This is a genomic window from [Lactobacillus] timonensis (assembly GCF_900240275.1).
Lineage (GTDB): Bacteria > Bacillota > Bacilli > Lactobacillales > Lactobacillaceae > Limosilactobacillus > Limosilactobacillus timonensis.
In genome coordinates this window covers 1-26,600 of sequence record NZ_LT964761.1, presented here as the reverse complement: position 1 = coordinate 26,600, position 26,600 = coordinate 1, and the positions used below count along the sequence as shown (strand labels likewise).

Genomic DNA, 26,600 nt, shown 5'->3' with positions numbered 1-26,600 from the left:
CGTGATAAAATAAGCGCCAAAGGAGAGGATAAAATGAAACTCGAGGTTACCGCAGCGGGCGCTTCTGCCATCAAAGAGGGGCTCAACATTAATAAGGCCAGCTCGGCGATCGTGCGCTTGAGGGTGGTTCGCCCTCATAATAGTGGTGTTGATCATGTTAAGATTGTTCCCGTCCTGGTCAAACAGGCTGAACAGCCCATTGCCAGTGCAAAAGTGGCAGGTATTGATTTTTACGTCGATTTTGAAGACGAGTGGTATTTTTCCGGGAAACAGGTCCTGGTTGACTTTCAGGATGGGCAGTTGGTTTATAAGTTTAACTGGCTGACGATAGCTTCGGCGCCTGTTTCAGAAGATCAGTCTCCACACGTAAGTGACGCGACGACTTCGGCTTCTCAACATTTTGAAGAACTCTGGGATTGAGAATCATGAATCAGCAAAAACAAAAGACAAGGTGGCGAACAAAGCTACAGCGGGCGTTGATGTCCTACCTTGGGATTTTTGCAGGCGAGCAACGTTTCATCAATAGCCACCGTGGGAAGAGCAGTATGATCAAGGAACAAGATCGTTATGGCAAGTTTAAAAAGTAGGGCTTATAATTCCCTACTTTTTTAATTTTGCCTGGTATAATGAGGCAGTAAAATGTCGTTAAAGATAACGGACAAATTGTGGGAGGACTCGCAGATGAGCAAACTGGAAATCAAAGACTTGCACGTGACGGTAACAGACGAGGAAGATAAACAGCAGCAGGAAATATTACACGGGGTTAACCTGGTAATGAATACTGGTGAAATTCACGCGATAATGGGGCCCAACGGGACAGGAAAGTCGACCCTTTCGCAGACCATTATGGGAAACCCGAGTTACCACGTGACTTCTGGCGACATTCTCCTTAACGGGAAAAGTATCCTTGGATTACCAGTTGACGAGCGGGCCCGTGCTGGTCTCTTTTTGGCTATGCAGTACCCAGCGGCGATTCAGGGAGTGACCAATGCTGAGTTTCTGCGGGCGGCGATGAATGCTCGGCGACCCAAGGATGACCAGTTATCAGTGATGGACTTTATTAAGGAACTAGAAAAGAATCTTAACTTGTTGGATATGAGTGATGAGATGACTGAACGCTACCTTAATGAAGGCTTTTCCGGGGGAGAAAAAAAGCGGAACGAAATTTTGCAACTACTGATGATTAAGCCGACCTTTGCGATTCTCGATGAAATTGACTCCGGCTTAGACATCGATGCACTGAAAGTCGTTGCCCGCGGAGTTAATTCGATGCGCGGCGATAATTTTGGTTCTTTGATCATCACTCACTACCAGCGACTGTTGAACTACATTGTTCCTGATGTGGTTCACGTCATGATGGGTGGCAAAGTGGTAGCCACCGGGGGACCTGATTTGGCTAAGCGCTTAGAAAAGGAAGGCTATGCCGGATTACGTGATGAGCTGGGCCTCAAAATTGAGCTGACGGACGAAAACTAGGGGGAAGGATGATGACCTTCAATTTAAAGCAAACCCAACAACAGATAAAAAATGCGGCAAGTCAAGTGGGAGAACCTGCAGACTTTATCGCTCGGCGGCTTAAGGCAGTGGAACTATATTCACGGTTGCCAATGCCAACGATGCAGGAGTTTTCCTATGATGGCTGGTCATTGCTGCCATCAGATGACCAGTTCAAGCTTGCGACTTTGGAGCCGTCAGCAGCAGCCATTAATGCTGCTCAGCAGAACGATAAGACTGACGTCAGCCTCCATAGTTTTGCTTCTGACCAGCAAATTATTGACGAACAAGTACCTGCGGGTGTTCGTTGCGAGTCGCTTCATCAGGCCATGGTTGAGCACCCTGAAGTAGTAGCTAAGTACTTTATGTCCGTCATTAGTGCCAACCAAGATAGGCTGACGGCTTATCACCAGGCGGCGCTAAACAGTGGATGCGTCATTGAAGTCGGTGCCGGAATAACTGTCGAGCAACCGTTAGAGATTCACCAGGTGCAGGATGCAACTAATCCTCACCAGCCGCTTGTCAACCACCTGTTGGTTGTGGCTCACCCCCACTCAGTGGTTCATGTTGTCCAGCATCTGTCATCAGTGGGGACGGTCGCAAACCTGGCTAATTTGATGGTGGAGGTTGTCGCTGAACCAGGCAGTGAGGTTCATTTTGCGGTACTTGATGAAACTGATGCCAATATTACTACTTACCTGAACCGTCGTGCCCACCTGGCAGAAGATGCCAATGTGGAATGGGCAGTGGGAATGATGAACGCTGGAAATGTTCTTGGTGATATTGATGCGGAATTGATCGGTGAAGGTAGCAAAGCAGACTCAAAACTGATTGCGGTAACGGGCGGACACCAACATGTTGGCCTCAACAACCGGGTGACTAATCGTGGCCCGCACTCAACTGGGTTAATTAACCAGCGAGGCGTTGTTTTGGACAGTTCTGAGCTGATTTTTAACGGGATTGGGCAAATTGTGCATGGTGCTCACGGTTCGAATGCCGAACAGCAGAACCGCTTATTGATGATGTCGCCAGCAGCTCGCGGGGATGCCAACCCGATCCTGCTGATTGACGAAAATGATGTTAATGCTGGCCATGCTGCTAGTGTTGGCCAGGTGGATGCCCAACAACTGTACTACCTGCTAAGCCGTGGTGTTCCTGAGCACCAAGCCAAGCGGATGGTCATCCGGGGATTTCTTAGCGCGGTTTTGACGGCACTACCGAATCGTCAGCTAGAGGAGCAAATGATCACGCTTTTGGAAAGGAAGCTGTTGAATGAGTAAGTGGGATAATATCCGTTCGGATTTCCCGATTCTGGAGCAACGGGTGAATGGGGAACGGCTGGCTTACCTTGATAATGCGGCGACTACCCAGCGCCCGACCCCGGTTCTCAACGACTTGATGCATTTTTACCAACATGATAACGCCAATGTCCACCGGGGGGTTCACACGCTCGCAGTTCGCGCAACGACCCAGTACGAAGAGGCAAGAAAAGTGGTTCAACACTTTATTAATGCTGCTGACGCGCGAGAAATTATTTTTACCAGGGGCGCTACTGAGGGGTTAAACCTCGTTGCCGCTACTTACGGACGTCAACACGTTCATGCCGGCGATGAGATTGTGGTCTCTATTGCCGAACACCACAGTAACCTGGTCCCTTGGCAACAGTTAGCAATTGCCACTGGAGCAAGTTTGAAATATATCGGCTTAACGGCGGCGGGGTCGCTGGACCTGAACTCTGCTGAAAAACAGATTACGGACCGAACAAAAATTGTTGCCGTGACTCACGCGAGCAATGTTCTCGGGACCAAAACGCCGCTGAAAAAATTAGCAGTACTAGCACACCAGCATGGTGCAATCATTGTTGCTGATGGTGCCCAGGCTGTCCCCCATTTTGCTGTCGACGTTCAGCAATTGGGAGTGGACTTTTACGCCTTTTCTGGTCATAAAATGATGAGTGGCATGGGAATTGGTGTTTTATACGGGCGGTACGATCTTTTGCAAGCAATGCCCCCATACCAGTTTGGTGGCGAGATGATTAGCACCGTCAGCCAGCAAGCAACAACTTTTGCTGAACCACCGCACAAGTTTGAAGCGGGGACACCAAACGTCGCGGGCGCCATTTCCCTAGCCAGCGCGATGAACTATTTGCAACAGCTGGGGATGGTTAATGTTGAGCGTCATGAACAGGAGTTAGTTGAGACTGCATTACCACGATTACTGGCTGAAGACTATGTCACCGTGTATGGTCCCCACGACCCGGTTAAGCATACGGGTGTGATTTCATTTAATATTACTGGCCTTCATCCCCATGACGTCGCGACGGCCCTCGACATGGAGGGGGTTGCGATTCGTGCGGGCCATCACTGTGCGGAGCCTTTAATGGACCAGCTGGGTGTCACGGCCACCGCCCGTGCCAGTTTTTACGTTTACAATAGCCAGCAAGACGTTGACCAGTTAATTGACGCAATTAGAGAAACGAAGGAGTTCTTTCACATTGGGACTATCTAAGTTAAATCAACTTTATCGGGCGGTTATCCTCGATGCGGCTGCCAATCCCCACCACAAGGGAGATATTGCGAAGCCGACCAACCAGCAGACGCTTCATAATCCCACTTGTGGCGATACCGTTAATCTTGAATTGAGGGTGATTGATGGACGTGTTGCTGAGATTGGTTTTACCGGGGAAGGCTGCACAATTAGTCAGGCGTCGGCGAGCATGATGGCCGATGCAGTTGCTGGAAAAACGACCAGCGAAGCATTAGCAATGGCCAAGGTGTTTTCCGACGAAGCGATTGGCAAGAAACACCAGCCAGCAGAGTTAGCGAAATTAGGTGATGCGCAAGCGTTGACCAGCATTATGCAGTTTCCGGCACGGATTAAGTGCGCAACATTATCGTGGTGGGCGCTAGCGCAAGCACTGGAACAAAATGAGCAGGAGAGAGGGGCTACCCATGACCGACAAAGCAAGTGACATTCTCAAAGATGAAGATTATCAGTATGGCTTTCATGACGATATTAAACCGACTTATTCCACTGGCCGTGGGCTCACGGAAGATGTTGTACGGCAAATTTCCGCGGAAAAGGGTGAACCGCAGTGGATGCTCGACTTTCGTTTGAAGTCATACCGGCTTTACCAGCAGATGCCGATGCCTAACTTTGGGCCGGACCTGTCGGATTTAGACCTCGATAATATGTTGTATTATCAAAAAATGACGGACCGTAAGTTCCGTGACTGGGACGATGTGCCAGCTGACTTAAAACGGACGTTTGACCGGCTCGGGGTCCCCGAAGCAGAACGCAAGTATCTGGCCGGTTCCTCAGCACAGTACGAGTCAGAAGTGGTCTACCATAACATGAAAAAGCAGTTTGACAAAATGGGAATCATTTTCACCGATACTGACACGGCCCTCAAAGAGCATCCCGCACTTTTTAAAAAGTGGTTTGGCAAGCTGGTTCATCCGGATGATAATAAGTTTGCGGCCTTAAATGGTGCGGTGTGGTCTGGTGGTTCTTTTATTTACGTTCCTAAGGGAGTTCACTGCAAGACACCGATTCAGTCGTACTTCCGCTTAAATGCGGAAAATTCCGGTCAGTTTGAACGGACACTCATTATTGTCGATGAAGGAGCGAGTGTCGACTACGTGGAGGGGTGTACCGCTCCTAATTATTCCAGTGATTCCCTCCATGCCGCGGTGGTGGAAGTCAACGTTCAAAAGGATGCTTACTGCCGCTATACGACAATTCAAAACTGGTCCGACAACGTGTACAGCCTCGAAACCAAGCGGGCTGCTGCTCAAGAGAACGCGACGATGGAATGGGTTGACGGAAACTTGGGATCGAAAGTGACGATGAAGTACCCTAGTGTTTACCTGGATGGCAAAGGGGCCCGGGGGACGATGTTATCGATTGCGGTCGCCGCTAACGGTATTCATCAGGACTCTGGTGCGCGAATGATTCATAATGCGCCACAAACTTCGAGCTCGATTGTTTCAAAATCCATTGCCAAGAGTGGCGGCTCAACGGACTACCGGGGACAGGTTCGCTTTACTAAAAATGCTGATGGTTCCAAGGCACACGTCGAATGCGATACCATTATCATGGATGATCAGTCGAGTTCGGACACGATTCCGTACAACGAAGTCGATAACGCTAACGTGGCAATGGAGCACGAAGCACGGGTTTCCAAGATTTCGGAAGAAAAACTTTATTACCTGATGAGCCGGGGGTTATCCGAGGCCAAGGCAACCGAAATGATTATCATGGGGTTTGTCGAGCCATTTACCAAGAAATTACCGATGGAATACGCGGTGGAACTTAACCGGCTGATTAGCTTTGAAATGGAAGGTTCGATTGGTTAACGGAGGATATGATGGAAAAGCATGAGGAACTGATCGAAAAAGTGAAGGCAGCCCTGGGAGAGGTCATCGATCCTGAATTAGGCGTTGACCTAGTTAACCTGGGTTTGATTTACGGGATTGACGTTGATGACCAGGGAATGTGCACGGTGACAATGACGCTGACAACGATGGGCTGTCCAATTGGTGACCTGCTCGACCGCTCAATTAGGTTTGCGGTTAAGAGCGTTGACGGGATTAATGACTGTCAGATTCGACTAGTATGGGAACCAGTCTGGACTGTCGAACGGATGTCAAAGTACGCGAAGATAGCACTTGGCATCCACATGTAAGAAGCCGAAGAAACAAAAGGACCGTGACATAATCGCTCCTATCTATACTAAAAGTTAACAAGCGGTACAACAATGGCTCCTAACGTTCTGGCAAAGCCGAACGCTAGGAGCCATTGTTGTTCGCAGGGGCGGCGGATAGCCTAGCTGCGCGTCGTGACGACGAAGTCATAAATGACTTCCGCGTTAGAACCGTTCAAAAACGAAATCATTCTGATTTCTGTTTCACGGTTTGTCACGCTCACTTTATTGCTGATAATGTTATTCGTCGCGCAGGCCGAAGAAACCTTGCAGGTACCGGGCCATCCCGTCGGCATTATTATCCCAGGGGGTGACGTCATTTGCGACTTGTTTGACCTTGCTAATGGCGTTTTTCATTGCTACCCCGGTCCCAGCAAACTTCAGCATTTCACTATCATTGCTTTCATCCCCAAAAGCAATGATGTTTCGCTGGTCGATACCATAGGCGTTAGCGATTTTTTTGACGCTTTTTTCCTTGTGGATTCCGCGATGAATGAGTTCAATAATGTCATAATGACCACCCCACACTCGCGGTTCCACAATTTGGGCATAGTTTTGCTCAACGTAGGCTTTTAGCTTAGGCAAACTATCGTGCGTGTAATGAACGGTAACGCAGACAGGGTCATGACGAAGCGTTTGTGGGGAGAGAATTTGGTTAGGATCTAGATGGTCGGGCAAAAATTCCGGGAGGAGCTTTGTCGGCTTATTGGCCCACACGTGAGTCTTGTCTTCAACGCTCATCGTGTCGATCCCCAGTTCCTGTTGGTGGTCCAGTAAGTCAAAGACCAGGTCACGCGGAACGGTGTCACAGTACTCATCTTGCCAATGCTGATAAGGAATGTGGGTAATGGCACCATTCAAGTTGGCCATGGGGCTGTGCAGTTGCAGCTGGTCATAAAACTGGTGAGAAATCCGAAATGGCCGACCAGTAATGATGCTGACAACGTTTCCCAGATGGGAGAGCTTGTCCAATGTCCGTTGAGTACGCAAGCTGATTTGAGACTGGTCATTTAAGGTCGTTCCATCCAGATCAATCGCGATGAGGTACTTACTCATATTCACACTTCCTTTTCTCCAATATTTCTATTTAACACTGTGAGACACGGAAAAGCAAGCTGGAATCACGCTAACTATGTTAGAATAAGCGGAGAAAATTCTGGAGGGTTAGAAATGGATTTGCCAGCAGCTTTTATTGAGAAATACCAGCGCCTGATGGGTTCCCATGAGGCGGCAGACTTTATCGGGGCACTGACAGCGAAACCAGCGGTCAGCGGGTTTCGGGCTAACCCGGGAAAGCCGGGGCTCCCACAAGCCACTATTAGTGAAACAGGATCGTGGCCAGTACCTGGCGTTGCTAATGGCTATTATGGGCAAGTCGACGGCAAGTCACTCGACCACGTTACCGGTTGGGTATATAGCCAGGAGCCATCGGCAATGAACGTCGCAGTGGCATTAGATCCGCAGCCAGGTGAGAAGGTGTTAGACCTCTGTGCTGCTCCGGGTGGTAAATCCACGCAGATCGTTGCCCTGATGCACAATCAGGGACTATTAGTAGCCAACGAAATTTTTGCTAAGCGGGCCAAGGTACTAGCAGAAAACTTGGAACGGTGGGGAGCAGTGAACACTGTCGTCACTAACGAGTCTCCAGCAGAATTAGAAAAACAATTTCCCCGTTTTTTTGACCGAATCCTCGTTGACGCTCCCTGCTCGGGAGAGGGGATGTTTCGGAAGGACCCTGATGGAATTCAGTACTGGAATCCGGACTATCCTGCTGAATGTGCCAACCGCCAGCGGCAGATCCTGAAGTCGGCTTTGCAAATGCTCAAACCGGGAGGAACGCTGGTGTATTCCACTTGTACCTTTGCCCCTGAGGAAGACGAGCAGAATGCTGCCTGGTTACTGGCTAATTATGATCTAACTATTTGCCCTCTTCATCAAGAAGAAGGGATGGATAATGGTCGGCCGGAGTGGGCCGATGGTAATCCTGACCTGGCCAAAGCTATTCGCTTATTTCCTCACCACTACCATGGTGAGGGTCACTTCATTACCAAGTTTCAACTAGCTGTTGGCAACTCTGCTAAGATAGGATTGCTGACAAAGCAGCACCCGAAGAAAAAAAAGAAACGCCGTCAGCATCAAGGAGAGATGAAACCGAGCCGACAAGAGACGATGGAATGGCAACAGTGGTGCCAACAAGTTATGCCGGGGTTTTCTGCGTCGCGCCTGGTGAAATTTGGCGACCAACTGTATGCATTGCCTTCATTGATGACGTCCTTAGACGGTCTCCATGTTCTTCGACCGGGTCTTCACCTTGGCACACTCAAGAAAAAGCGTTTTGAGCCATCGCTAGCGCTTGCCCTGGCACTTTCTTCAAACGGGATGGCGGCAGTTCGCCGTTTAAATGTTTCTGGCGAGCAGTGGCGCCAATACGTCCATGGTGATACGTTAACGGTGGATGCCGGAAATGAAAATGGTTGGTACCTCCTCGTTACTGAGGGCCACCCATGCGGCTTTGGTAAGCTGGTGGGGACGACGGTTAAGAATTTTTACCCGAAAGGGCTGCGGTTCTAATTAGCCCCGCATAGGGGTTGCCGATTAGGTCACATCAGCATGGCAATATTTTAGAAGAAAAACAGAGTTCACTTCAATGGGTGGTGAACTCTGTTTTTGATTTGGGATAAAAAGTTGAACAGTTATATTTTTAAGTGTCGTTGTTGAACGTAGCTTTCCAGTTGCGGATTAAGAATAAAAGGAGCATTGACGAGGTCCGTAAAACGATGGCAACCCGCTAGTAACACCATGGCTTGAATATTTTGCTTCCAGTCATCGATGAGTTGGTCTAGGCCGGACGAATTAGTGTTTAACTGGTGGAGGAAAAATCCTGCGACCCCGACAGCGGTAGCGCCAAGTGCACCAGCCTTTACAACATCAGCTGGTGTTTGGACACCACCTGAGGCAATGATGGTAGCTTGCCGGTGGTTAGTTGACCGTGCTTCCAGGAGCGACTCGACTGTTGACTGCCCCCAATTAAATAATGGTGACCAATCAACGGTCTGACCAATTCTTTTGCCACGCAGACTTTCAATGGCGGCAAAGTTGGTTCCACCGCGGCCGGCGACGTTAATCCCAGCGACCCCGTTATCCGCGAGCAACTGAACATTTTCCTTTGTCATGCCAAAGCCGACTTCTTTGACGATCACCGGGAAACGGGCAGCTAGCTTTTTGATGTTGGTTAACCAGTGGTAGTCATGCGAACCTTCCGGCATGACGACTTCCTGGGCACTATTGAGGTGAATTTCTAACGCATCAGCATTCACTAGGTCTATCGCTTCAGCTGCTTGGTCAACACTGGCGTTGGCACTGAGGTTGGCGAGAATGACACCATGAGGGTTTTGCTGTCTTACGACCTCAAAGGTAGGTTTAGTAGTCGGGTCTTTGAAGATGATACTCATCGATCCGGTGGCCATTGCTAAGTGGTGTTTAGCTGCCAAGGAGGCCAACTGTTTGTTTATCATGCCACCCTTTTTACTCCCGCCAGTCATGGCTTCAATGTAAAAAGGACTGGTAATCGTTAAACCATCGATCAGGGAAGTGGAGAGATCGACTTCCGCAAGTGATTGCTCTGGCAGTGCCTGGTGCAAGAGTCGAACACCATCAAAATCGTTTAGCTGTCCCTGCCGGGCTGAGTTTGTCATTTCCGCGTAACGGAGGTGCTCATCTTTACGTCGCGAGTCGATTGTCATCTGCTAGTCCTCCTTGGTTGGCTGATGCCAAAAGACATGAAGATCCAACGGTGTAATGTGGGCTGTTTGCCACTGTTGTTGCAGTTGGTGGATGTCTTGTCGATTATCAATCAGAGCAATTCCACAATCGCCACCACCAGCTCCCGACGTCTTGGCGGCTCCACCTGCTTTTTCAGCAATCGCACACAATTCTTGCAGGAGGGGTGTTTCAATGCTGACGCCGGATAGCTGACCAAGACGGACAAGCAGCTGACGGTTGGCACGGATTTGCTTTTGGATCAAGTCGAGCCGATTAGTCCGGAACCCTGTAATCATTTGGTCAACGCATTTCCGGCTATCAGCAAGGAATTGCCGGTATTCTTGCTGATGAACAGCCTTAAAAAGAGAGATTTTGTCCACGAGCAGGGAAGTCGACGCCGGTTTTCCAGTCCAACCGATGAGCAACCGTAATTGCTTCGGAGTCGGTAATGATTCGACTTTCAAGTCCGGCCACGGCAGTTTGATGAGGGTCGCTAGGTCTACAGCCTGCTGTTGTTCAGCTAACCATTGGCGGTCAAAAGAATGGTAAGCAATCCAGCCGCCATAGACGGACGCGGCAACATCACCCAATGACCCGTTCTTTTGGACAGTAAAGTGGGCGATGGCAGCTAGTTTAAACAGCTTTTCGTTTGTCACCCTTAATTGGTAGAAGCGGCAAAGAACCTTCACAATAGCAACGGTAACCGCAGCGGACGAACCGAGCCCGTATTTACGACCGTTTTCGCTGTCCAAATCACTATCAATGGTCAGGTCGAACATTTTTAATTGCCGCCCGCATGACCGCGCGTAGGCTTCCGTTACTTCGATGGCCTGAATGATGTAAGAAAAGGGGTTGTCACGCTGGTCAACAACTAGTTGGTCGCCTTGCCTGCGCCAGGACAGTTCAATGTCTTGATACTGGCGGCTGATGATTCGCCCGGTTTGGTGTTGGGCGGACGTTAATTGGCAGGTGACAAACTGGTCGAGCGCAACCAAAATAGCAGGGGTTCCGCTTTCGACAACTGCGTATTCACCAGCAATGTATAACTTTCCAGGTGCTTTTTCAGTAATCAAATGTATGAATCTCCTTGTTAAGCTAAAGTTGGGTGATGCTAACACCAGGTCCTGGTTTAGCGACAATTAGCCTGTCCTTGCCAAAGACAGGGGCTAGCTGGTCAATTAGTTGTTGACGATCTTTACTATTATAGATCAATTTGACGTTGGGACCGGCGTCCATTGTGTAATAGCATGGAAGACCATTATCGTTTAAGGTATCAACCAGTCTCATTGCCGTTATGGTTTGTTCCTCAAAGTAGGTATAGCCGGGATTAGCCGAAAGGGTCAGGGCATGCATTCGCAGGGCATTTTCCTGTGCTAATTCTCCAATCCGGTTAATGTCGTGAGCATCAATCGCCGTCTTCATCTTGATCATGTCATCAGTAACGATTTTTCGCCATTCAGGATAAAACGGTGAAGTTTCAACGCATCGTTGCATCCCGGTGCGGCTTGAAATCTTTTTTTGACCGGCATCGATAACAATTGCCAACATTTCCAGCGGAAAGTCAACATGTTCCATTACTGGTTCGGCAAAGGAAGTTTGGTCACTGGTTCCGCGGTGCCATTCAACTAGTCCGCCGTAAACCGAGCGGGTGGCAGATCCAGAACCCCGCCGTGCCAGCCGACTGAGTTCCCGTCGGTTAAGATGACAACCAGCCTCCTTGCTTGCAGCAGCTGCCAGAGCGGCAAAAGCCGAGGCTGAAGATGCAAGACCGGCACTCGTTGGCACGTGGTTAATCGATTGGACGTTAAAGCGGGTGTCTGTGCCAGCTAATTGACGAATGATGTCTAAAAAGGATGCTAGTCTGGCCGCGTTCTTATCATCAACTACCTGCCCGTTAATAGTAAAACGGTCGTGCTTTAAGTTGCCATTGGCCGTCACGGTTGTGTCGGTAAAAAATTTATCCAGGGTTAGCGACAGGCTGTCTGTTTGTGGCAGCATCAGCTGCGGGTCGCGTTTTCCCCAGTATTTGACCAGGGCAATATTGGTATGGGCACGCGCCTTGGTAGGCATATTAATCTTCCTTTCTTTAACTAACGAAGTGGTTGCAGCCAGGTTTTTCTGGCACCAGCTTCAATGAGGGCGTCAGCCAAGCGACGTGCCTGGGCACTGGTTTTAACGAGGGCAAACATGCAGCCGCCGCGGCCGCCACCGGTTAGTTTGGCTCCCAGAGCATCGTTAGCCCTTGCTGTTTCCACTAGTTGGTCTAACTTGTGATCGCTTACCTGCAACCGTTGTAATTGTTGGTGGGCCGCTAATAAGATGGCACCAAGTTTTTCTACTTCATTTAGTTTCAGAGCAGACTGTGCTTGCCGTGTTAATGAGCCGAGTTGGTTAATGCAAGCGCGAGTTTTTGAGGGCGACTGTTCTAGCAATTGATGAACGGCAGTAACTGCTTCCCTCGTAGCTCCTTCAATGCCAGTATCTGCAATGACCATCGTTGCCTGTAAATGCATCGGGATCGGGGTGCCGACCTTACCGCGAACAAACCACAGCGGTGAAGGGGAAGCGGCGGTAGCGGCGTCAAGTCCGCTGGGATTACGGTGGGTAATGTCTTCTTCAACCGCTACTAGTTGCAAAAGCAATTGACGATTGATGGGCTGTTGATAATAATCAAAAAAGGCCCGTACCAGGGCAATCGCCGTTGCGGCTGAAGAACCCATGCCGCGTTCGGCTGGCAAATCGCTATTAATGGCGAGGTCCCAGTAGTCATGGTTGCCACCAAGGCGGTCAACCAGTGTTTGAATTAACTTGCCAACCCCGTCCATATTAGTAGGTAACGCGTTGAGGTCACCATCAAAGTATGAACTATGGATTAAACGATGACCATCCGAGCGTGGCGTGATGGTTACTGTTTCGGCAACATTGGGTAAGGGGAGCGCAATTGCGGGTTGGCCGTATACGACGCTATGCTCGCCAATTAAAATAATTTTGGCGTGACTCTTGCCAATTCCCTTCGACTTCATTGACGTCCCAGCCTTTCTGTAAGAACTAATCATATTATACTTTTCCGATAAACCATTCTCAAACCTAAACAGTTTACCACTTTTCGTATATTGATAGTATGATGGAAAAAGAAAGATGAAAGTACGGTGATAAAATGCCAAGAAAGAAGTTAAGGGGACCGATTTATTCGGTGGTTGATTTAGAGACTACCGGGACCAGCGTCAAAAACGGCGACCGAATTATTCAGATTGGCTGCGCCCTAGTCCAGGACGGGACGGTGGTGAACCATTTTGAAACTTTAGTCAATCCGCGAGCCAAAATTCCTCACCAGATTGAACAGCTAACTGGTATTAGCAACCACAACGTGCAGTCTGCGCCCTTGTTTGAAGACATTGCCGGGACCGTTTTTAGTTTGTTGACTGGAACAATCTTTGTGGCCCACAATGTCAACTTTGATTTTCCTTTCCTCAATCGCGAATTAGAGCGTGCGGGATACCCGATATTGACCATTCAGGCAATTGATACGGTGACGCTCAGCCAGATTCTCTTACCGACCGCGAAGAGTTATCGTCTGCGTGACTTAACGGCCTACCTCACCATTCAGCATAACCACCCGCATAGCGCCGCCTCGGATGCTGATGCCACGGCACAGTTATTAATCGACTTGCTAGCTAAATTAAAAACAATACCGACGATTACGCTTCGCCAGCTCGTATCGATGAAGTTGGAATTACCTCAGCAAACTGCCGATGTTTTTGCCACTGAGCTAGGCCGGCGTAAACGTGACCCAGTTAAACTAGACGGATCAATGTACGTTAGCCACGGGATGGTTCTTCACCGACCACGGCGGGTAAGTACTAATATTAGCGGCCGTCAGTTCAAGTACCCGTCAACGAAGAAAGCTAAGCAGAAGTTGTTTGGTGATCACTTAACGGTTCGGCCAGCCCAGGCTAAGTTAATGAATGCTATCTATAACCATTACCGTCAGGACAAGGCGGAATACATGGTGGTCGAAGCCGGAACAGGAATTGGTAAGACGCTTGGTTATTTGCTGCCACTGCTGTTTCATACTTACCCAGACCGTCGCCTGGTAGTCAGCACCGCGACTAATTTGCTCCAGCAACAGATTGCCGAGCAGACGATGCGGCAGTTAAACCAAATCCTGCCCTTTGAAGCAACCAGTGTGGTTGTCAAGGGGAGCAGTCACTACCTTGACTTGACGAAATTTGTTCACTCCTTAGGGGAGAGCAGCGACTCGAAATTGGTCCAGCTGTTAAAAGCAAAGATTTTGGTCTGGCTTTTGCAGACGACGAGCGGTGATTTGGACGAGCTTAACTTAACCGTTCAAAGTTCACCTTACTTTGCCGAGATTCGTCATCAGGGAGTTGAGAGCCTGGATCAGCAGGGACCGTATTACCAGGACGACTTTCTTGTCCGCCAGCAATCCCGCCTCAAGCATGCTAACGTGATCATCACAAATCACGCTTACTTAGCCGCACACGCGGAGGAACTGGGCGCGCAAAATGGCCAGCCATTCCTGGTGGTTGACGAAGCCCAGCACCTTAGCGACAGCGTCTTGAAAATGGCTCGCCACACGATTAGTTTTCAGGAGCTAATGGCTAACGTAAATACTTTGCGGGGGCTTGTGAATGCTGATAATGAGTTTTCGTTGTTTGATACTTTTGCGGCCTTGCCCTTAGCAGATTACAACGTGGAACTGTTAACGAGTGACTTGCAGCACCTGGATGATGCCATTGTTGATTTTCAACAGGCTCTCTACCGCCGCTTTATTATCCAGTTTGACTCCAATAGTACCGAACGCATTATTGAGTCACCAGTTGATAATAAGCAGTTAAGCCAGGTCCTTAATCCGTCGTCATCGTTGATTATGAACATGGAGCAAGCCCTTGCCAGCACTCGTCTTCACTTTCGGGCACTGGAGCATATTTTCGAATCGCGTCGTGATAGTTGGCTAGCCAGTGATCGGGGATTGATGAACCAGTTCAGCTCACACCTGGATAAGCTGGCACAAGCCGATGAAACAATTCATGACTTTCTTCGAATCCTCGAAGAACGACAATCGTCAGCTGTTTTTTGGCTCACCATTCAGCAGTCTCACGAAAGCAGCTCGATGAAGCTGAGCGGAGGGCTGATGGAGACCAACCATTTTCTCAGTGAAAGGGTTTATCCGTCATTTGCCCGGCCGCTTTTTATTGGTGCCACCTTGTTTAATTCTAGTCGGTCGCAGTACTTGTACCACCAACTAGATATTGACAGGCAGGAGACGCAGGTGAAGCGTTTTTCTTCTCCTTTTGATTACCAACAAAATAGCGCGTTGTTAATTGCCAAGGATGCACCACAACCAGCAAGTCGTAACAACGGGCACTACATTAACTACCTTAGTCAGACGATTCGCCAGCTAGCCGATTCAACGCAGTGTCAAACAATGGTCCTTTTTAACTCCTTATTGACGATTGAGCAAGTGTACAGTCAGTTGCGGGGAACCGACCTTTTCGATCAGCGTGATATTCTTGCTCAGGGAATCACCGGCAGCCGGGAAAAATTGCTTAAACAGTTTTCAACGGGAGAAAACGCAGTCCTTCTTGGTGCTTCCAGTTTCTGGGAAGGGATTGACCTGCCGCGAAACTTGCTCCAGTTGCTGATCATTACGCGGTTGCCATTTGACTCGCCAAATGACATTATCATTCGGGCGCAAAGCAACATGATCCAGCAGGCGGGAAAGAATCCGTTTTACCAACTGCAATTGCCGAAAGCAACCATCAAGCTGCGACAAGGGGTTGGACGTTTGCTGAGGACGCCAGATGATTACGGTGTCGCGGTCTGTTTAGATCCGCGCTTGTATCAACGACGTTATGGGAAGTCAATGCAGGCAGTTCTCCCTAAGGAGATGCCCAAGAAGGTCTTATTGACCGACCAGTTGATTAAGCAGACTAAAAAATTTTTAAATGACCATCGACGACGCGCTAAGTAGCAAGTATTTTGGTATAATAAGACGGATTATTTAATGAAGGGGTGACTGGTATGCAAAGTCGCCGCGAGATCCAACGGCAAAATAGCGAGAACCGTTCACTGAAGCTAATTCGTAACCTGCTGTTGATCATCTTGCTGATTTTCTTACTCGGGTGGGGGCTCTACGCTGTTGGCAATCACCCGCGTGCTGCTGCTAGGCGTCAGGCAACACAAATTGCAAAAAAATACGCTGGCCTGAAAAAAGCTGATGCTTTTTACATTTATAACCGCGAGAAAACCTACTACACGGTTGCCGGGAAGAATAATAAAAACCAGCAAGTGCTGGTGATTGTGCCGCAAAAGGGCGGCAATGTCAGGGTAGTTCAACAGTCAAAAGGAATTACCAAGAACCAGGCATTGACAAAGGTGTGGCAAAAAGAAAAGCCCGAGAAAGTTTTGAAGGTGGCTCCCGGGGTCTTTAATAACCACGTGGTTTGGGAGGTTACCTATACAAATCATCAGGGCAACCTTTGTTATGATTTACTCAGGTTTAGTAATGGTCAACTAGTTCAACAGATTAATAATTTGTGATAAAGTTGATATTAAATAATTAACGGAGGGAACACAGTGGAAACGATTAAAATTAGTGATGCACCACAGCATGTGGGTGAAACAGTTAAAATTGGTGTTTGGTTGACTGATAAGCGCTCAAGCGGGAAGATTTCTTTCCTGCAGTTGCGTGATGGGACTGGCTTTTTTCAGGGAATTATTCGCAAGAATGATGTCGACGAAGCAACGTTTAACCTCGCAAAGCATGACCTTCACCTGGAAACTAGTTTTGTAGTTACTGGGGAGATTGCTGAGGATAAGCGATCAAAGTTTGGTTACGAAATCCACATTAAAGACATTGAAGTCGTTGGCAAGAGTGAAGATTACCCCATCGGTAACAAGGACCACGGGATTGACTTTTTGCTGGACCACCGTCACCTGTGGCTGCGTTCACGCAAGCCGTGGGCACTGATGCGGATCAGAAGCCAGGTTAAGTTGTCAACGATGGAATTCTTTGACAAGCATGGCTTTACGCAATTTGATGCCCCGATTTTGACTTCGTCTGCACCAGAAGGGACGACGGACTTATTTGATGTTAAGTATTTTGACACCGACGCCTTCTTGTCACAATCTGGGCAGCTTTACGGTGAAGCGGGTGCAATGGCACTGAGTCGGATCTACACGATGGGACCAACGTTCCGGGCAGAAAAGTCGAAGACTCGTCGTCACATGACCGAGTTCTGGATGATTGAGCCAGAAATGGCTTGGTGCCATGAGGAAGAAAGTGAAGAAATTCAGGAGCAATACGTTGCCTACCTAATTCAGGACTTGATCGACAAGTGCCCAACTGAACTAGAAATGGTTGGCCGGTCCGTTGATAGTTTGAAGCCGTTCACGGAATTGCCATACCCGCGGGTAACTTACAAGAAGGCCATTGAGATGCTGCAAAAGGGCGGCCTAGACGTTAAGTATGGCGATGACTTTGGTTCACCGGAAGAAACCTTCCTGGCTGACCAATTCAACAAGCCGGTCTTCATCAAGAACTACCCACGGGAGATCAAGGCTTTCTACATGCCGACTGATCCGGAAGACGATCGTCAGGTAATTTGTGCTGACTTGCTGGCACCAGAAGGCTACGGTGAAATCATTGGTGGGTCCGAACGTTCCTACGACTACGAATACATCACCAAGAAGTTGGAAGAAAACGGCCTTAACAAGGAAGATTACGGCTGGTACGATGATCTCCGCAAGTACGGCTCTGTTCCTCACTCTGGATTCGGGATGGGACTCGAACGGTTCCTCGCCTGGGTTACACTTCAGGATCACATCCGGCAAAACATCCCGTTCCCACGGATGCTCAACCGGCTGCGCCCATAAGTTTGATGTTCAAGGACGTGATTCATCACGTCCTTTTTGTTGCGATTAAGGGGGATTAGCATGCACGACATGGATTTTCTGGAATCCTTTGTAAAGGCCGGCGAAACATCGGTTAGCAACCTGTTGCTCCACCACTACCACGATTACGGTTTAACGACCGGTCAACTGGTGGTTTACCTGCAACTGAAATCGGACATTGACCGGGGAATCGGGATGCCTGATATTGCGGAAGTCGCGAAACGCCTAGGGACGACCAGTGATAAGGTTTATAGTCAAATTCAGCAGATGATGGCCAAGGGAATCTTAAAACAGGAAATGCGGACTGATGACCAGGGTCAAGAAGAAGCATACTATGACTTTTCACCACTGCTGGCACGCATGTCCGGTACCGAAGTTGCTGGTAAGCAAAAAGGCGACCAGCCCCGGACTAGTCGCGAAGAATTGTATTCAACAATTGAAAGTGAATTTGGCCGACCACTCAGTCCCCTGGAAATGGAAACTGTTGCCGACTGGGTCGATCAGGACCGTTATTCGCCGGAAATGATTGTCTTAGCATTAAAAGAAGCGGTGATGAATGGCAGGCTGCGGCTCAAGTACGTTGACTCCATTCTGTTGAATTGGCAGCAAAACAACCTGAAAACTCCTGCCGACGTCACAGCTGAAAAGAAGCGTTTTAATGAGCAGCGGGCTAACCGCGTTGGGCGGTCAAAGACAGGCGATAGCAAACCATCCCAGGAAAAGATTCCGATTTTTAAGCTGGATGGACTGAAAAAGAGTTCGCCATTTAAACACGTTGACAAGAAAAAGCCGAGGTAAAGCATCTAATTATTTCGTATACTGGTTGTTTCAAAAAACGAACATTCCTGGAGAGTTGCGTTGTTATCATAAAAGGGCGAGAATGACAGCAAAAATTTGATAGATAGGGATCATTTTTTCTAATGAAGGAAAACATGGTTCCTATATTTGTTATTGTTAATAGTTTAGATGTAGTTATAACAAGCGACTGTTCGTTTGGTACAATTTATCTGTTGCGAGTGATCGATGATCCCACAGGCAAGTTAGAAGAAAATGGGGGGCGGAATAACGAATGACAAAACGATGGAAGGACCGGCTTAACCTTGGCCTGTACGCTACTTTTTGGAGCTTCGTGATTGGGCTCGCCACGGCAAGCTACCTTAACCTGGTTAACTGGCTGATTGAACTGGTCTGGCATTCCTACTTGCACGGCGATAATGGATTGGGCCGCTGGTACCCCTTCCTGGTGTGCGGCCTGGGTGGTGCCGTGATTGGCTGGCTCAACCGGCGCTGGGGCGACTACCCTTGGACGATCGAGCAGGTGTTAAGTAAGGTCCGCATTCACGGCTGGCTCGACTACCACCAGTGGTGGAAGTCAATGGTGCTCGGCTTGCTGGTGTTGAGCTGCGGAGGCAGTATCGGTCCGGAAGCGTCCACGACAGTTTTGACCAGCAGCATGGTCAACTGGTTCGGTGACCGTTTACGGTGGGGAACCGGCCAGCCCGCTCGACATCTTTGGACTGGCCGGATGAATCCAGTACAGTTAAAACGAGCACCGCGCTTTTTTGCATTGTTTTCGTCAAAGGCGGAGCGCCGGGTCACGGTGACTGGCCTGACCATTATTGGTGTCGTGGGTGCCGGAATTATTTTCAAACTGTTCCCGGAAAAGGGGGCCTTTGGTATTCACCACCAGGTGATCCAGTTGGCACCGGCCAACCTGTGGACTTGGCTTCCAGCAGTACTGGTCGGAATCGCCTTTGGTGGTTTCTTTGTCTACCTGGAAAATAGTCTGGCCAAGCTGATTAATATCCGCTTTGGGCCAATCGCCCAGGGAATCATCTTTGGCCTCACTTTAGCGTTGGGCTCGCTGGTTAGCCCGGACATCATGTTTTCCGGCGAATTTCGGATCGTGCCGTTTAGCAACGAAGCGCTCAAACTATCGGTTCCCTTTTTGATCCTACTAGCGGTGATCAAGGCGCTACTGACAAATCTTGGATTTGTGATGGGCTGGCGTGGGGGAACCATCTTCCCGGCCATCTTTTCCAGCCTGGCACTCGGGGTCGCCTGCGCAATGCTCTTGCCTGGCAACCTGCGGGTCAACGCTATCATTGTGGTTACGGCTAGCTTAATCACGATCTTGGGGAAACCCGTCCTGGTGATTGTCCTGCTCTTCTTCCTGGTGGCGGTTGAACTGGCGCCAGTCGTAATCATCAGTGCGCTGCTGGTCAGCGGCCTGGCAACCGTTACAAGTAAATTAACGAAAAAATAAATCGACGCGGATTTAGTCGCTCAATGATGAGTGCTAATCCGCGCCGATTATTTTTGCAGCTACTTACCTGCTTTGCTCGAATTTCTTGCGTCCGGCTAATCCGAACAGGGTGAGGAGGGCCAGACTGCCGAGCGCAACTAACCCTTCGTTCGGCTGGCTACCAGTTTGGGGGAGGGCGGCCTGCTGGTTGTATGACCTAGCTACCTCCTGTCCAGGAACGGCTCCAGTTCCCGGACGATTGCTGGCAGGATTACCAGGTTGGCCAGGCAGGGGCAACTGACCAGTACCACCCGTGCCGGGCTGGTCAGGCTGAACTGGTACCGCCTGATAGGTCACGACAACGGTCTGGTTGCTTGTCGCAGCATCCACCGCTTGAGCTGCGACCGTGTCAACGTCTGCAGTATAACCAGGGTACTGCGGGACGGTGAAGGCCGGCCAAGCACTGCTGCTTGGCTGCCAGTCACCCCAGTCGGTCACGCCGGTTGCCAAGTTTTTGACGCCGGACCGGGTGAAGGTAACCGTCTGTTCAGTGATATGGACCGTTCCGTCGGGTGCCTGAACCTTGATGGTCCGCACAACCTGCTTTGTGTCGGTGACCTTTTCGGTCTTAGCAGTGTAGTAAATCTCAATGGTTTGATCTGCAGTATCTGGAGTTACCGTCTGGGCCGCAACCGTTGACTGACTGCTCGTGTAGTTTGCAATCGCCGGGACTGGGTATTCTGCCCAGGAGTGGTTGTCCGCCGTCAAAGTACTCCAAGCGCTGGCCTGACTTTGGTCGTTGCCGGTCAGCACCTTTAATTCTGCTGGGCTGATCTGCTTGCCGGTGATTTGGTCAAAGTTGGCAAAGTCCTGAAAACTGACCTGCTGGCTGACCTGCTCGTCACCGGTCGGCTTGTGGAAAATGATTGTCCGTGTCTTTGTCATCTGTGAACCCGGAACCGGAGTGTAGGCCTGATTGACAATGGCAAGGTTAAAGGTAAAGCCCGTCTGGTTGTTGGCAACTGCGTTGCTCAAACTGATTCCGTCCAGTTGATTGAACTTGCCGTCCGGGCCGAAGAAGCCGTAAAGGCGGTAGTTGCCCGCAATTCCCATCCGGTACTGGTCGAGGAACTGGTTGGCATAGTAGAGAATCTGGGGCGTGGTGAGCGCCTGCGAATAATTCAAAGTTTCCTGACCGTTGAAAACTGCCGGCCCCTTGCCAGCGACGCTGTAAGTATTCCCGTTTAGGTCCTTGTAAACGAAATTCAGCGGGGCAGTGAAGACAATCTTCTTCGCAAACGATGATAAACCGGTAACATCGTTTAGCGCGCCGTGGTAAGTAATACTATAACCAGAACTGTCAACCGAGATGGTTGCCCCGGTAATGTAGTAGTGTCCGTTTTGCTCAACGACGTTATCAATTGTTGGGTATAGCATCGAGGGGTGGTAACCTGTTGGAATTCCATAGTCCTGGTTGGTGATTTCGATCGGTGGGATGGTTACGGTTTGACCGTTAGTCAGAACGAAAACCTGTGAGAGCGTCTTCTCGCCCGTTGAGCTTTGAATGCTAAAAGTCCTAAATAAGAAGTTAACTTCCCAGTGCTGGTTGGCCTTTGTAACCTCGTCAGTAGCGTCAAAGTGAACTGGCGGAACTGTCACGCCAGGCGGAAAGGTCCCCTCTGGTGGAAACCAATCGATGGCGTCCCAGTGGCCATCAACAGCCATTTGAATAATCCGCTTGTGAACCAGGTCCCCAGTACTGTCGCCGTCCAGATCGTACTGTGGGTAATAGTTAATGGTAATGATCCGTTCATAGTTATTGCTCCAGTCGTCGGGATGGTGCGAAGAAGATGGACCAGTAGTGGTAGATGAAGTCGGAACGGGAGCGGTGTCCTGAGTATTATTGTTGCTAGTTGTGGTTGGAGCAGTTTGAGTAGCCGTTTGATTGGAAACGGACTGGTCATCTGTCTTTGGAGCGACACTAACTAGTTCTTGTTGGTTAGTGCTGGTTACTGGATGTGAAGGACTGTTAGTTGATGACGCAGGATTTGAATTATCGACATTAGTACTTGACAAATTATCATTTGCCTGAACATCAACAGCGCCAAGCGTTAAGGATAACAAGAGCGTTGAACAGCCGATAACCCACTTTTTCTTCTGCTTATATAATTTAAAATGTCTTCTCTTTGTCATTGTGAACGCTCCTTTTGAATCCTAGGCAAGGATTACTTCTATAATCATTTTCATTATATCAAGTTGCAGCGGAATAATAAAGTTTCTTGAATCTTAATGGTTAGAGCTCGACTAGCCATAATTTCTAGTGTTTCCCCTATAACATAATTGAAGCGTTGCGTTAACGTCCGCATTTGATAAAGTTTTTTGGAAAGGTAATACCAGTTATCCACTGGGGCAAAACTGAATTACGGTTATCAAAAGATAAAAACAGCCCGCAGCGGTGGGCAAATGCCAGACCGGGCGGGGCACAACTTTAGTGGTGTAATTGTCGATACTGCTGGACACTCATCCCGGTCCAGCTATTGAAGGCGCGCAAGAAAGAATTTGTTTCCTGGTAGGCTAAGAGAAAGGCGATGTCATCAGCAGGCAGCGAAGTGTTTAGCAGGTAATTTTTCGCCAGCATTTCGCGGGTGGCGTTTAGCTGCTGTTGGAAATTAGTGTTTTCCGCCTTGAGCTTTCGCTGGAGAGTCCGCTTGCTGACACCCAACGCGGGGGCCACTGCCTCAATCGCGGCGGTTCCTCGGGGCAGGAGCTCCACTAGGGCGTTTCGGACGCGGTTTCCGTAAGAATCATCGACCGTTAAGTCCGCCAGGCGCTTTGTTAGTTCCGGTTCCAGGCATTCAAGCAGGGATGTGTTCGCACTGGCGAACGGCAACTGCAAGTCCGCATTCCGGAAACTGATGGAATTACTGTCCCCCAGGTTGAAGTAGCTGGCAAAGAAACTTTGGATGGCCGGATTATCCTCATTAAAGCTTGTCCTAATCCGGACCGGCTTAATCGCCCTGCCAGTTGCCTTAGTGAGCAGCTGGACCATAAAGGCAAATTCACCGTTAACGAAAAAGAGTGGTAGTGGTTCCTGAACGTTCAGGGTGGAAAGGGTGATGGTTGTAACCCGGTCAGCTGCGGTTATCTGGTAGGCCACCGGACAGATTAATTTTTTATAGTGGGCCAGGCGGTGCAGGAAGTGTTCGCCATCTTTACTGCAATAGGCGGCAAAAATCGCTGGCGAAAAGGTTTCGATCCCCTCCGTGCCAGCTAGCTTAACGGGCAGGAGAGGGTCCGTGCTCAGTGAATCAATTGCCGCCACCATTTTGAAGTAGTCGGTTTCTGTTAACTTAATGGTTTGGTGCGTGAAGGTATCAATTGGCAGTCCCACCGTTTTGAGGACCGTGGAGGGATCAATTCCATTGGCCAGCAGGAGTTGCCCATAGCGGCCATCAATAATAAACTTTTCCACTTAATCACCTATTTCTGCTTGGAATGCTGGTCAGCAATAAAACGCATCATGGCCTTTTTCGGCATCATTGGCATCATGCTAACGAATGGCCGTTGCCAGCCGCGAAGACCGGTGTACACGTTCATTTTACCATTAAGCATCGCTTGGTAGCCCTCTTCGGCAACCTTTTTTGGACTGACGGCGTTGGCAAACATCTTGGTATTAGTTAAGCCACCGGCCTTAGCAAAGCCGGTTTCCATAGCGCCGGGCATTAGAGTAGTCAACGTTACTCCAGTATCTCTTAACTCATGCCAGAGAGCATCACTAAGGGAGGTCAGGTAGGCCTTGGTTGCGTAATATTCCGCTTGAAGCGGCCCGGAAACCAAAGCTGCCAAAGATGACACGTTCAGCACCCGGCCGCTGCCCCGCTTGACCATTTGTGGAAGAATTAGCTTCATTAACTTGGTTGGTACAATCATGTTAACCTTGGCCATGTTAATGTCTTCTTCCATTGTTCGCTCAAGGAATGTTCCTTGTCCACCAAGTCCGGCGTTATTAATTAGGTAGTCAACTTGAATATTAGCTTTTTGCAATTCACCAAAAATTTGTTCCGCAGCATCAAATTCAGTGAAGTCGACCGTGATGGTGGTTACCTGAACGTGGCATTTATTTTGGACATCGTGTTGAAGCTGTTCAAGTTTTTGCGGGTTTCGCCCAACGAGAACAAGGTCGCCACCGGTTTCTGCATGAATGCGGGCAAATTCCTTACCAAGACCACCAGTAGCACCAGTAATTAAAGCAGTTTGCTTTGACATAATAACTTCCTCCTCAAATGTTATCTTTCGTTTGTTGTTGTCATTATATGAGGAAGAAGGTCAACAATTAACATCAAACGGCGCCAATTAATTATCAAATTGTGCCTGCAGAAATAGTGTTCAATCATCCCAAATTACGGTATCCTTTATAAATAAATTCAGAAATTGGAGGATCCGAATGGAAATTAAAGAATTGACGGCCATTACGGCTCCGGAAATGGCCCAATTAGTTGGGATTTGGGAAAGTGCGGTCACGGCTACCCATCGCTTCCTGAGCACAGAAGAAATCGCGGCCATTAAAGAATACGTTCCGCAGGCGTTTCAGGATGTCCAGCACCTAGTCGTTGCAATTAGCAATCAACAAATCAAGGAGCTGATGGGGTCAACGGTACTAAGCTGGAACTGCTCTTCGTTGACGCAAGCGAGCGCGGTAAGGGAATTAGCAGCTGGCTGTTAGAATATGGGATCGCCAAGTATGGCCTTGACGAATTAGCCGTCAACGAACAGAATCCTGCAGCACGGGGATTTTACGAGCAGATGGGCTTTAGGGTAGTTGCCCGGTTCCCACTTGACGACCAGGGGAAGCCATACCCGATTTTGCGGATGAAGCGCAAGACAAGTGAAGAACTGGCCAGGTCATGAAGTTAGACGAGCAATTAGGGTAGGACAAAATGTTTGGCGGTAAAGCCCGTTGAGTTTTTTCACCTGGACTAATTACCGGCGGCGCATACCTATTTGGAAAGCCAAACTGGCGACGGCAAGGTAATCGTCTTGGAAGAATGAGAATCTTTATTAAAAAATTAAAAATAAATGATAAAAAGTGTTGACATTTTTAATTTATCACGTAAAATGTTTATCAAATAAACGGTACGAACAACCACTGAGAATAGGAAATTAGCTTTACCGATACTAGTCAGCGAACCCAAGTTAGTGCGAGTGGGGATAGGGAAGGAAAAGTGAAAGTAGCCTAGGAGTGGCTAAGGTGAGAGCGATGGTAGTCTTAGCCGGGTGCGCCCGTTATAGCGTCTACGTATCTAGTTTTTACTACGTACGGGGTAAGGGGGCAATAGCGATATTACTCTGAAGAAAAGGTGGTAACACGCGTGTAGCGTCCTTGTAAGCATTTGCTTATGAGGACGTTTTTTTGTACCAAAATAATTAGACTTTACTGAAAGGAATGGTTAATATGCAGACAAGCAAAGCGAGTATTGAGCAGTCAATCATTATCGCATCACTGATTTTTGGAATGTTGTTTGGGGCGGGGAACCTGATTTTCCCGGTTCACCTGGGACAGCTGGCCGGCAGCCACTGGTTAATTGCGAGTAGCGGCTTCCTTGCTTCTGGAGTCTTGCTGCCGTTGATGGCGCTGCTGGCAATTAGTATTACGAAATCAAACGGGATTTATGACCTCGCACTGCCGAACGGCCGGACCTATGCACTAATCTTTTTAATTTTGATTCACGCAACCTTGGGACCGCTGTTTGCAACGCCCCGGACGGCCACCGTTCCTTATGAAATTGGCATCGCTCCTCACTTATCCGCGGCAGCGAATTCCTGGGGGCTGTTGATTTATTCGGCACTCTTCTTCGGCCTGGTATACCTGTTTTCAAACCATGAAGGAAAGATTACCACTTTAATTGGCAAGGTTTTGAACCCCCTGTTCCTGTTACTGTTGTTTATTATCTTCTTGTTAGCGTTCATCCACCCGTTAGGCTCTGGTAAGACTGCTAGTGTAACTGCGGCTTATACCAGCCACGCCTTCTCCAACGGCTTTTTGCAAGGGTATAACACCATGGATGGCCTGGCCGCGCTGGCCTTTGGGATTACTATTATTACTGCGATTAAAGAACTGGGGATTAAAAAATCGCGGCAAATTTCGCTGGCAACGTGAAGTGCTATAAAAAAGTTGGACACTTTACTAACTTTTAAAGATTGGAATGATATCGAATATATTGATTCGGTGTCATTCCTTTTTTATTTGCTGAAATTCGTACGTTGTTGTACCAATAGATGTATTGCTCAATGACAGTTTTAAATTGCTGAAATGAAGTGATCTTTATCCGATTCAAACACTCGCGTTTTAACAAGTTAAAAAAGCTTTCGGCTGGTGAGTTATCTAAGCAATTTCCTTTACGGGACATCGACTGAGTAATTCCGTGTTGACGTAATAAAATTTGATACAAGTGGTGTTGATACTGCCATCCTTGATCT

24 protein-coding genes and 2 pseudogenes are annotated in these 26,600 nt (G+C 48.8%); 17 read left to right on the top strand and 9 right to left on the bottom strand.

Going from position 1 to position 26,600, the window contains the following annotated elements:
• Positions 1-33 precede the first annotated feature (33 nt).
• The 8 genes from C1710_RS00120 (at position 34) to C1710_RS00090 (ending at position 6,181) form a co-directional block, all read left to right on the top strand.
• A complete protein-coding gene (locus C1710_RS00120; protein ID WP_102278712.1) occupies positions 34-420 on the top strand; it encodes a hypothetical protein in 387 nt (128 codons plus the stop codon).
• Positions 421-425: 5 nt separating this feature from the next.
• Entirely contained in the window at positions 426-587 is a 162-nt protein-coding gene (locus C1710_RS08220; RefSeq protein WP_180961348.1) for a hypothetical protein, read from the top strand.
• A gap of 94 nt (positions 588-681) precedes the next feature.
• Positions 682-1,476 (top strand): Fe-S cluster assembly ATPase SufC, encoded by a 795-nt coding sequence (gene sufC / locus C1710_RS00115; RefSeq protein ID WP_102278709.1) that lies wholly within the window; start codon positions 682-684, stop codon positions 1,474-1,476.
• Positions 1,477-1,487: 11 nt separating this feature from the next.
• Entirely contained in the window at positions 1,488-2,774 is a 1,287-nt protein-coding gene (sufD, locus tag C1710_RS00110) for a Fe-S cluster assembly protein SufD (RefSeq protein ID WP_102278706.1), read from the top strand.
• The gene (locus tag C1710_RS00105; RefSeq protein WP_102278704.1) at positions 2,767-4,002 is read left to right on the top strand and encodes a cysteine desulfurase; all 1,236 of its coding nucleotides are present in this window, start codon (positions 2,767-2,769) and stop codon (positions 4,000-4,002) included. The genes sufD and C1710_RS00105 overlap by 8 nt, the downstream gene beginning before the upstream one ends.
• Positions 3,989-4,465, top strand: coding sequence for a Fe-S cluster assembly sulfur transfer protein SufU (gene sufU, locus C1710_RS00100; protein WP_102278702.1), 477 nt, complete (start codon positions 3,989-3,991; stop codon positions 4,463-4,465). Before C1710_RS00105 ends, sufU begins: the two co-directional genes overlap by 14 nt.
• Positions 4,446-5,852: a Fe-S cluster assembly protein SufB gene (sufB, locus tag C1710_RS00095; protein WP_102278700.1), complete on the top strand. Its 1,407-nt coding sequence runs from the start codon at positions 4,446-4,448 to the stop codon at positions 5,850-5,852. The genes sufU and sufB overlap by 20 nt, the downstream gene beginning before the upstream one ends.
• Positions 5,853-5,860: 8 nt before the next feature.
• Positions 5,861-6,181, top strand: coding sequence for a metal-sulfur cluster assembly factor (locus tag C1710_RS00090; RefSeq protein WP_102278698.1), 321 nt, complete (start codon positions 5,861-5,863; stop codon positions 6,179-6,181).
• A 258-nt stretch (positions 6,182-6,439) separates the two neighbouring features.
• Here C1710_RS00090 and C1710_RS00085 read toward each other — a convergent pair whose 3' ends face one another.
• A complete protein-coding gene (locus C1710_RS00085) occupies positions 6,440-7,255 on the bottom strand; it encodes a Cof-type HAD-IIB family hydrolase (protein ID WP_102278696.1) in 816 nt (271 codons plus the stop codon).
• Between the two features lie 114 nt (positions 7,256-7,369).
• Between C1710_RS00085 and C1710_RS00080 the strand changes: the two genes are divergently transcribed.
• Entirely contained in the window at positions 7,370-8,770 is a 1,401-nt protein-coding gene (locus tag C1710_RS00080; RefSeq protein WP_102278694.1) for an RsmB/NOP family class I SAM-dependent RNA methyltransferase, read from the top strand.
• Between the two features lie 122 nt (positions 8,771-8,892).
• On the opposite strand, the gene fni is transcribed toward C1710_RS00080, so the two are convergent.
• From fni to mvk, 4 genes are read right to left on the bottom strand one after another with little or no spacing between them, the layout of a single operon-like run.
• Positions 8,893-9,942: a type 2 isopentenyl-diphosphate Delta-isomerase gene (fni, locus tag C1710_RS00075; protein ID WP_102278692.1), complete on the bottom strand. Its 1,050-nt coding sequence runs from the start codon at positions 9,940-9,942 to the stop codon at positions 8,893-8,895.
• A gap of 3 nt (positions 9,943-9,945) precedes the next feature.
• The gene (locus C1710_RS00070) at positions 9,946-11,034 is read right to left on the bottom strand and encodes a phosphomevalonate kinase (RefSeq protein WP_102278689.1); all 1,089 of its coding nucleotides are present in this window, start codon (positions 11,032-11,034) and stop codon (positions 9,946-9,948) included.
• A gap of 22 nt (positions 11,035-11,056) precedes the next feature.
• Positions 11,057-12,031: a diphosphomevalonate decarboxylase gene (gene mvaD, locus C1710_RS00065; RefSeq protein ID WP_102278687.1), complete on the bottom strand. Its 975-nt coding sequence runs from the start codon at positions 12,029-12,031 to the stop codon at positions 11,057-11,059.
• 20 nt (positions 12,032-12,051) lie between these two features.
• Positions 12,052-12,984, bottom strand: coding sequence for a mevalonate kinase (gene mvk / locus C1710_RS00060; RefSeq protein WP_102281672.1), 933 nt, complete (start codon positions 12,982-12,984; stop codon positions 12,052-12,054).
• 134 nt (positions 12,985-13,118) lie between these two features.
• Here mvk and C1710_RS00055 point away from each other — a divergent pair, with 134 nt between their 5' ends.
• The 5 genes from C1710_RS00055 (at position 13,119) to C1710_RS00035 (ending at position 20,144) form a co-directional block, all read left to right on the top strand.
• Entirely contained in the window at positions 13,119-15,956 is a 2,838-nt protein-coding gene (locus C1710_RS00055) for a helicase C-terminal domain-containing protein (RefSeq protein WP_102278685.1), read from the top strand.
• A gap of 50 nt (positions 15,957-16,006) precedes the next feature.
• Positions 16,007-16,525 carry a cell wall elongation regulator TseB-like domain-containing protein gene (locus C1710_RS00050; protein WP_102278683.1) on the top strand — a complete coding sequence of 173 codons (519 nt, stop codon included), beginning with the start codon at positions 16,007-16,009 and terminating at the stop codon, positions 16,523-16,525.
• Positions 16,526-16,561: 36 nt separating this feature from the next.
• Positions 16,562-17,860, top strand: coding sequence for an asparagine--tRNA ligase (asnS, locus tag C1710_RS00045; protein ID WP_102278681.1), 1,299 nt, complete (start codon positions 16,562-16,564; stop codon positions 17,858-17,860).
• Positions 17,861-17,920: 60 nt separating this feature from the next.
• Positions 17,921-18,676, top strand: coding sequence for a DnaD domain-containing protein (locus C1710_RS00040; RefSeq protein ID WP_102278679.1), 756 nt, complete (start codon positions 17,921-17,923; stop codon positions 18,674-18,676).
• Between the two features lie 271 nt (positions 18,677-18,947).
• Complete coding sequence (locus C1710_RS00035; RefSeq protein WP_102278677.1) at positions 18,948-20,144, top strand: chloride channel protein; 1,197 nt, start codon at positions 18,948-18,950, stop codon at positions 20,142-20,144.
• A 63-nt stretch (positions 20,145-20,207) separates the two neighbouring features.
• Here the strand turns inward: C1710_RS00035 and C1710_RS00030 are convergent, their stop codons facing one another.
• The 3 genes from C1710_RS00030 to C1710_RS00020 form a co-directional block, all read right to left on the bottom strand.
• Positions 20,208-22,316 (bottom strand): mucin-binding protein, encoded by a 2,109-nt coding sequence (locus C1710_RS00030; protein WP_102281670.1) that lies wholly within the window; start codon positions 22,314-22,316, stop codon positions 20,208-20,210.
• Between the two features lie 295 nt (positions 22,317-22,611).
• Positions 22,612-23,595, bottom strand: a complete 984-nt coding sequence (locus C1710_RS00025) for an AraC family transcriptional regulator (protein WP_102278674.1) — start codon at positions 23,593-23,595, stop codon at positions 22,612-22,614.
• Positions 23,596-23,603: 8 nt separating this feature from the next.
• Entirely contained in the window at positions 23,604-24,389 is a 786-nt protein-coding gene (locus tag C1710_RS00020; RefSeq protein ID WP_102278672.1) for an SDR family NAD(P)-dependent oxidoreductase, read from the bottom strand.
• A gap of 178 nt (positions 24,390-24,567) precedes the next feature.
• Here C1710_RS00020 and C1710_RS08475 point away from each other — a divergent pair, with 178 nt between their 5' ends.
• From C1710_RS08475 to C1710_RS00010, 3 genes and pseudogenes are all read left to right on the top strand, one after another.
• Complete coding sequence (locus C1710_RS08475; RefSeq protein ID WP_328587330.1) at positions 24,568-24,846, top strand: GNAT family protein; 279 nt, start codon at positions 24,568-24,570, stop codon at positions 24,844-24,846.
• A pseudogene (locus C1710_RS08470) lies at positions 24,828-24,887 on the top strand (hypothetical protein); the annotation flags it as partial. The gene C1710_RS08475 and the pseudogene C1710_RS08470, both read left to right, overlap by 19 nt.
• A gap of 688 nt (positions 24,888-25,575) precedes the next feature.
• Positions 25,576-26,277 (top strand): annotated as a pseudogene (locus C1710_RS00010) (branched-chain amino acid transport system II carrier protein); the annotation flags it as partial.
• Between the two features lie 37 nt (positions 26,278-26,314).
• On the opposite strand, the gene C1710_RS08495 reads toward C1710_RS00010, so the two are convergent.
• Positions 26,315-26,572, bottom strand: coding sequence for an IS3 family transposase (locus tag C1710_RS08495; protein WP_408065703.1), 258 nt, complete (start codon positions 26,570-26,572; stop codon positions 26,315-26,317).
• Positions 26,573-26,600: the final 28 nt, after the last annotated feature.

Bases quoted from the DNA above. Each gene is read 5' to 3' on its own strand.
- C1710_RS00120 (WP_102278712.1), top strand. From the start codon at position 34: ATGAAACTCGAGGTTACCGCAGCGGGCGCTTCTGCCATCAAAGAGGGG.
- C1710_RS08220 (WP_180961348.1), top strand. From the start codon at position 426: ATGAATCAGCAAAAACAAAAGACAAGGTGGCGAACAAAGCTACAGCGG.
- sufC (WP_102278709.1), top strand. From the start codon at position 682: ATGAGCAAACTGGAAATCAAAGACTTGCACGTGACGGTAACAGACGAG.
- sufD (WP_102278706.1), top strand. From the start codon at position 1,488: ATGACCTTCAATTTAAAGCAAACCCAACAACAGATAAAAAATGCGGCA.
- C1710_RS00105 (WP_102278704.1), top strand. From the start codon at position 2,767: ATGAGTAAGTGGGATAATATCCGTTCGGATTTCCCGATTCTGGAGCAA.
- sufB (WP_102278700.1), top strand. From the start codon at position 4,446: ATGACCGACAAAGCAAGTGACATTCTCAAAGATGAAGATTATCAGTAT.
- C1710_RS00090 (WP_102278698.1), top strand. From the start codon at position 5,861: ATGATGGAAAAGCATGAGGAACTGATCGAAAAAGTGAAGGCAGCCCTG.
- C1710_RS00085 (WP_102278696.1), bottom strand. From the start codon at position 7,255: ATGAGTAAGTACCTCATCGCGATTGATCTGGATGGAACGACCTTAAAT.
- C1710_RS00080 (WP_102278694.1), top strand. From the start codon at position 7,370: ATGGATTTGCCAGCAGCTTTTATTGAGAAATACCAGCGCCTGATGGGT.
- fni (WP_102278692.1), bottom strand. From the start codon at position 9,942: ATGACAATCGACTCGCGACGTAAAGATGAGCACCTCCGTTACGCGGAA.
- mvaD (WP_102278687.1), bottom strand. From the start codon at position 12,031: ATGCCTACCAAGGCGCGTGCCCATACCAATATTGCCCTGGTCAAATAC.
- mvk (WP_102281672.1), bottom strand. From the start codon at position 12,984: ATGAAGTCGAAGGGAATTGGCAAGAGTCACGCCAAAATTATTTTAATT.
- C1710_RS00055 (WP_102278685.1), top strand. From the start codon at position 13,119: ATGCCAAGAAAGAAGTTAAGGGGACCGATTTATTCGGTGGTTGATTTA.
- C1710_RS00050 (WP_102278683.1), top strand. From the start codon at position 16,007: ATGCAAAGTCGCCGCGAGATCCAACGGCAAAATAGCGAGAACCGTTCA.
- C1710_RS00040 (WP_102278679.1), top strand. From the start codon at position 17,921: ATGCACGACATGGATTTTCTGGAATCCTTTGTAAAGGCCGGCGAAACA.
- C1710_RS00035 (WP_102278677.1), top strand. From the start codon at position 18,948: ATGACAAAACGATGGAAGGACCGGCTTAACCTTGGCCTGTACGCTACT.
- C1710_RS00030 (WP_102281670.1), bottom strand. From the start codon at position 22,316: ATGACAAAGAGAAGACATTTTAAATTATATAAGCAGAAGAAAAAGTGG.
- C1710_RS00020 (WP_102278672.1), bottom strand. From the start codon at position 24,389: ATGTCAAAGCAAACTGCTTTAATTACTGGTGCTACTGGTGGTCTTGGT.
- C1710_RS08475 (WP_328587330.1), top strand. From the start codon at position 24,568: ATGGAAATTAAAGAATTGACGGCCATTACGGCTCCGGAAATGGCCCAA.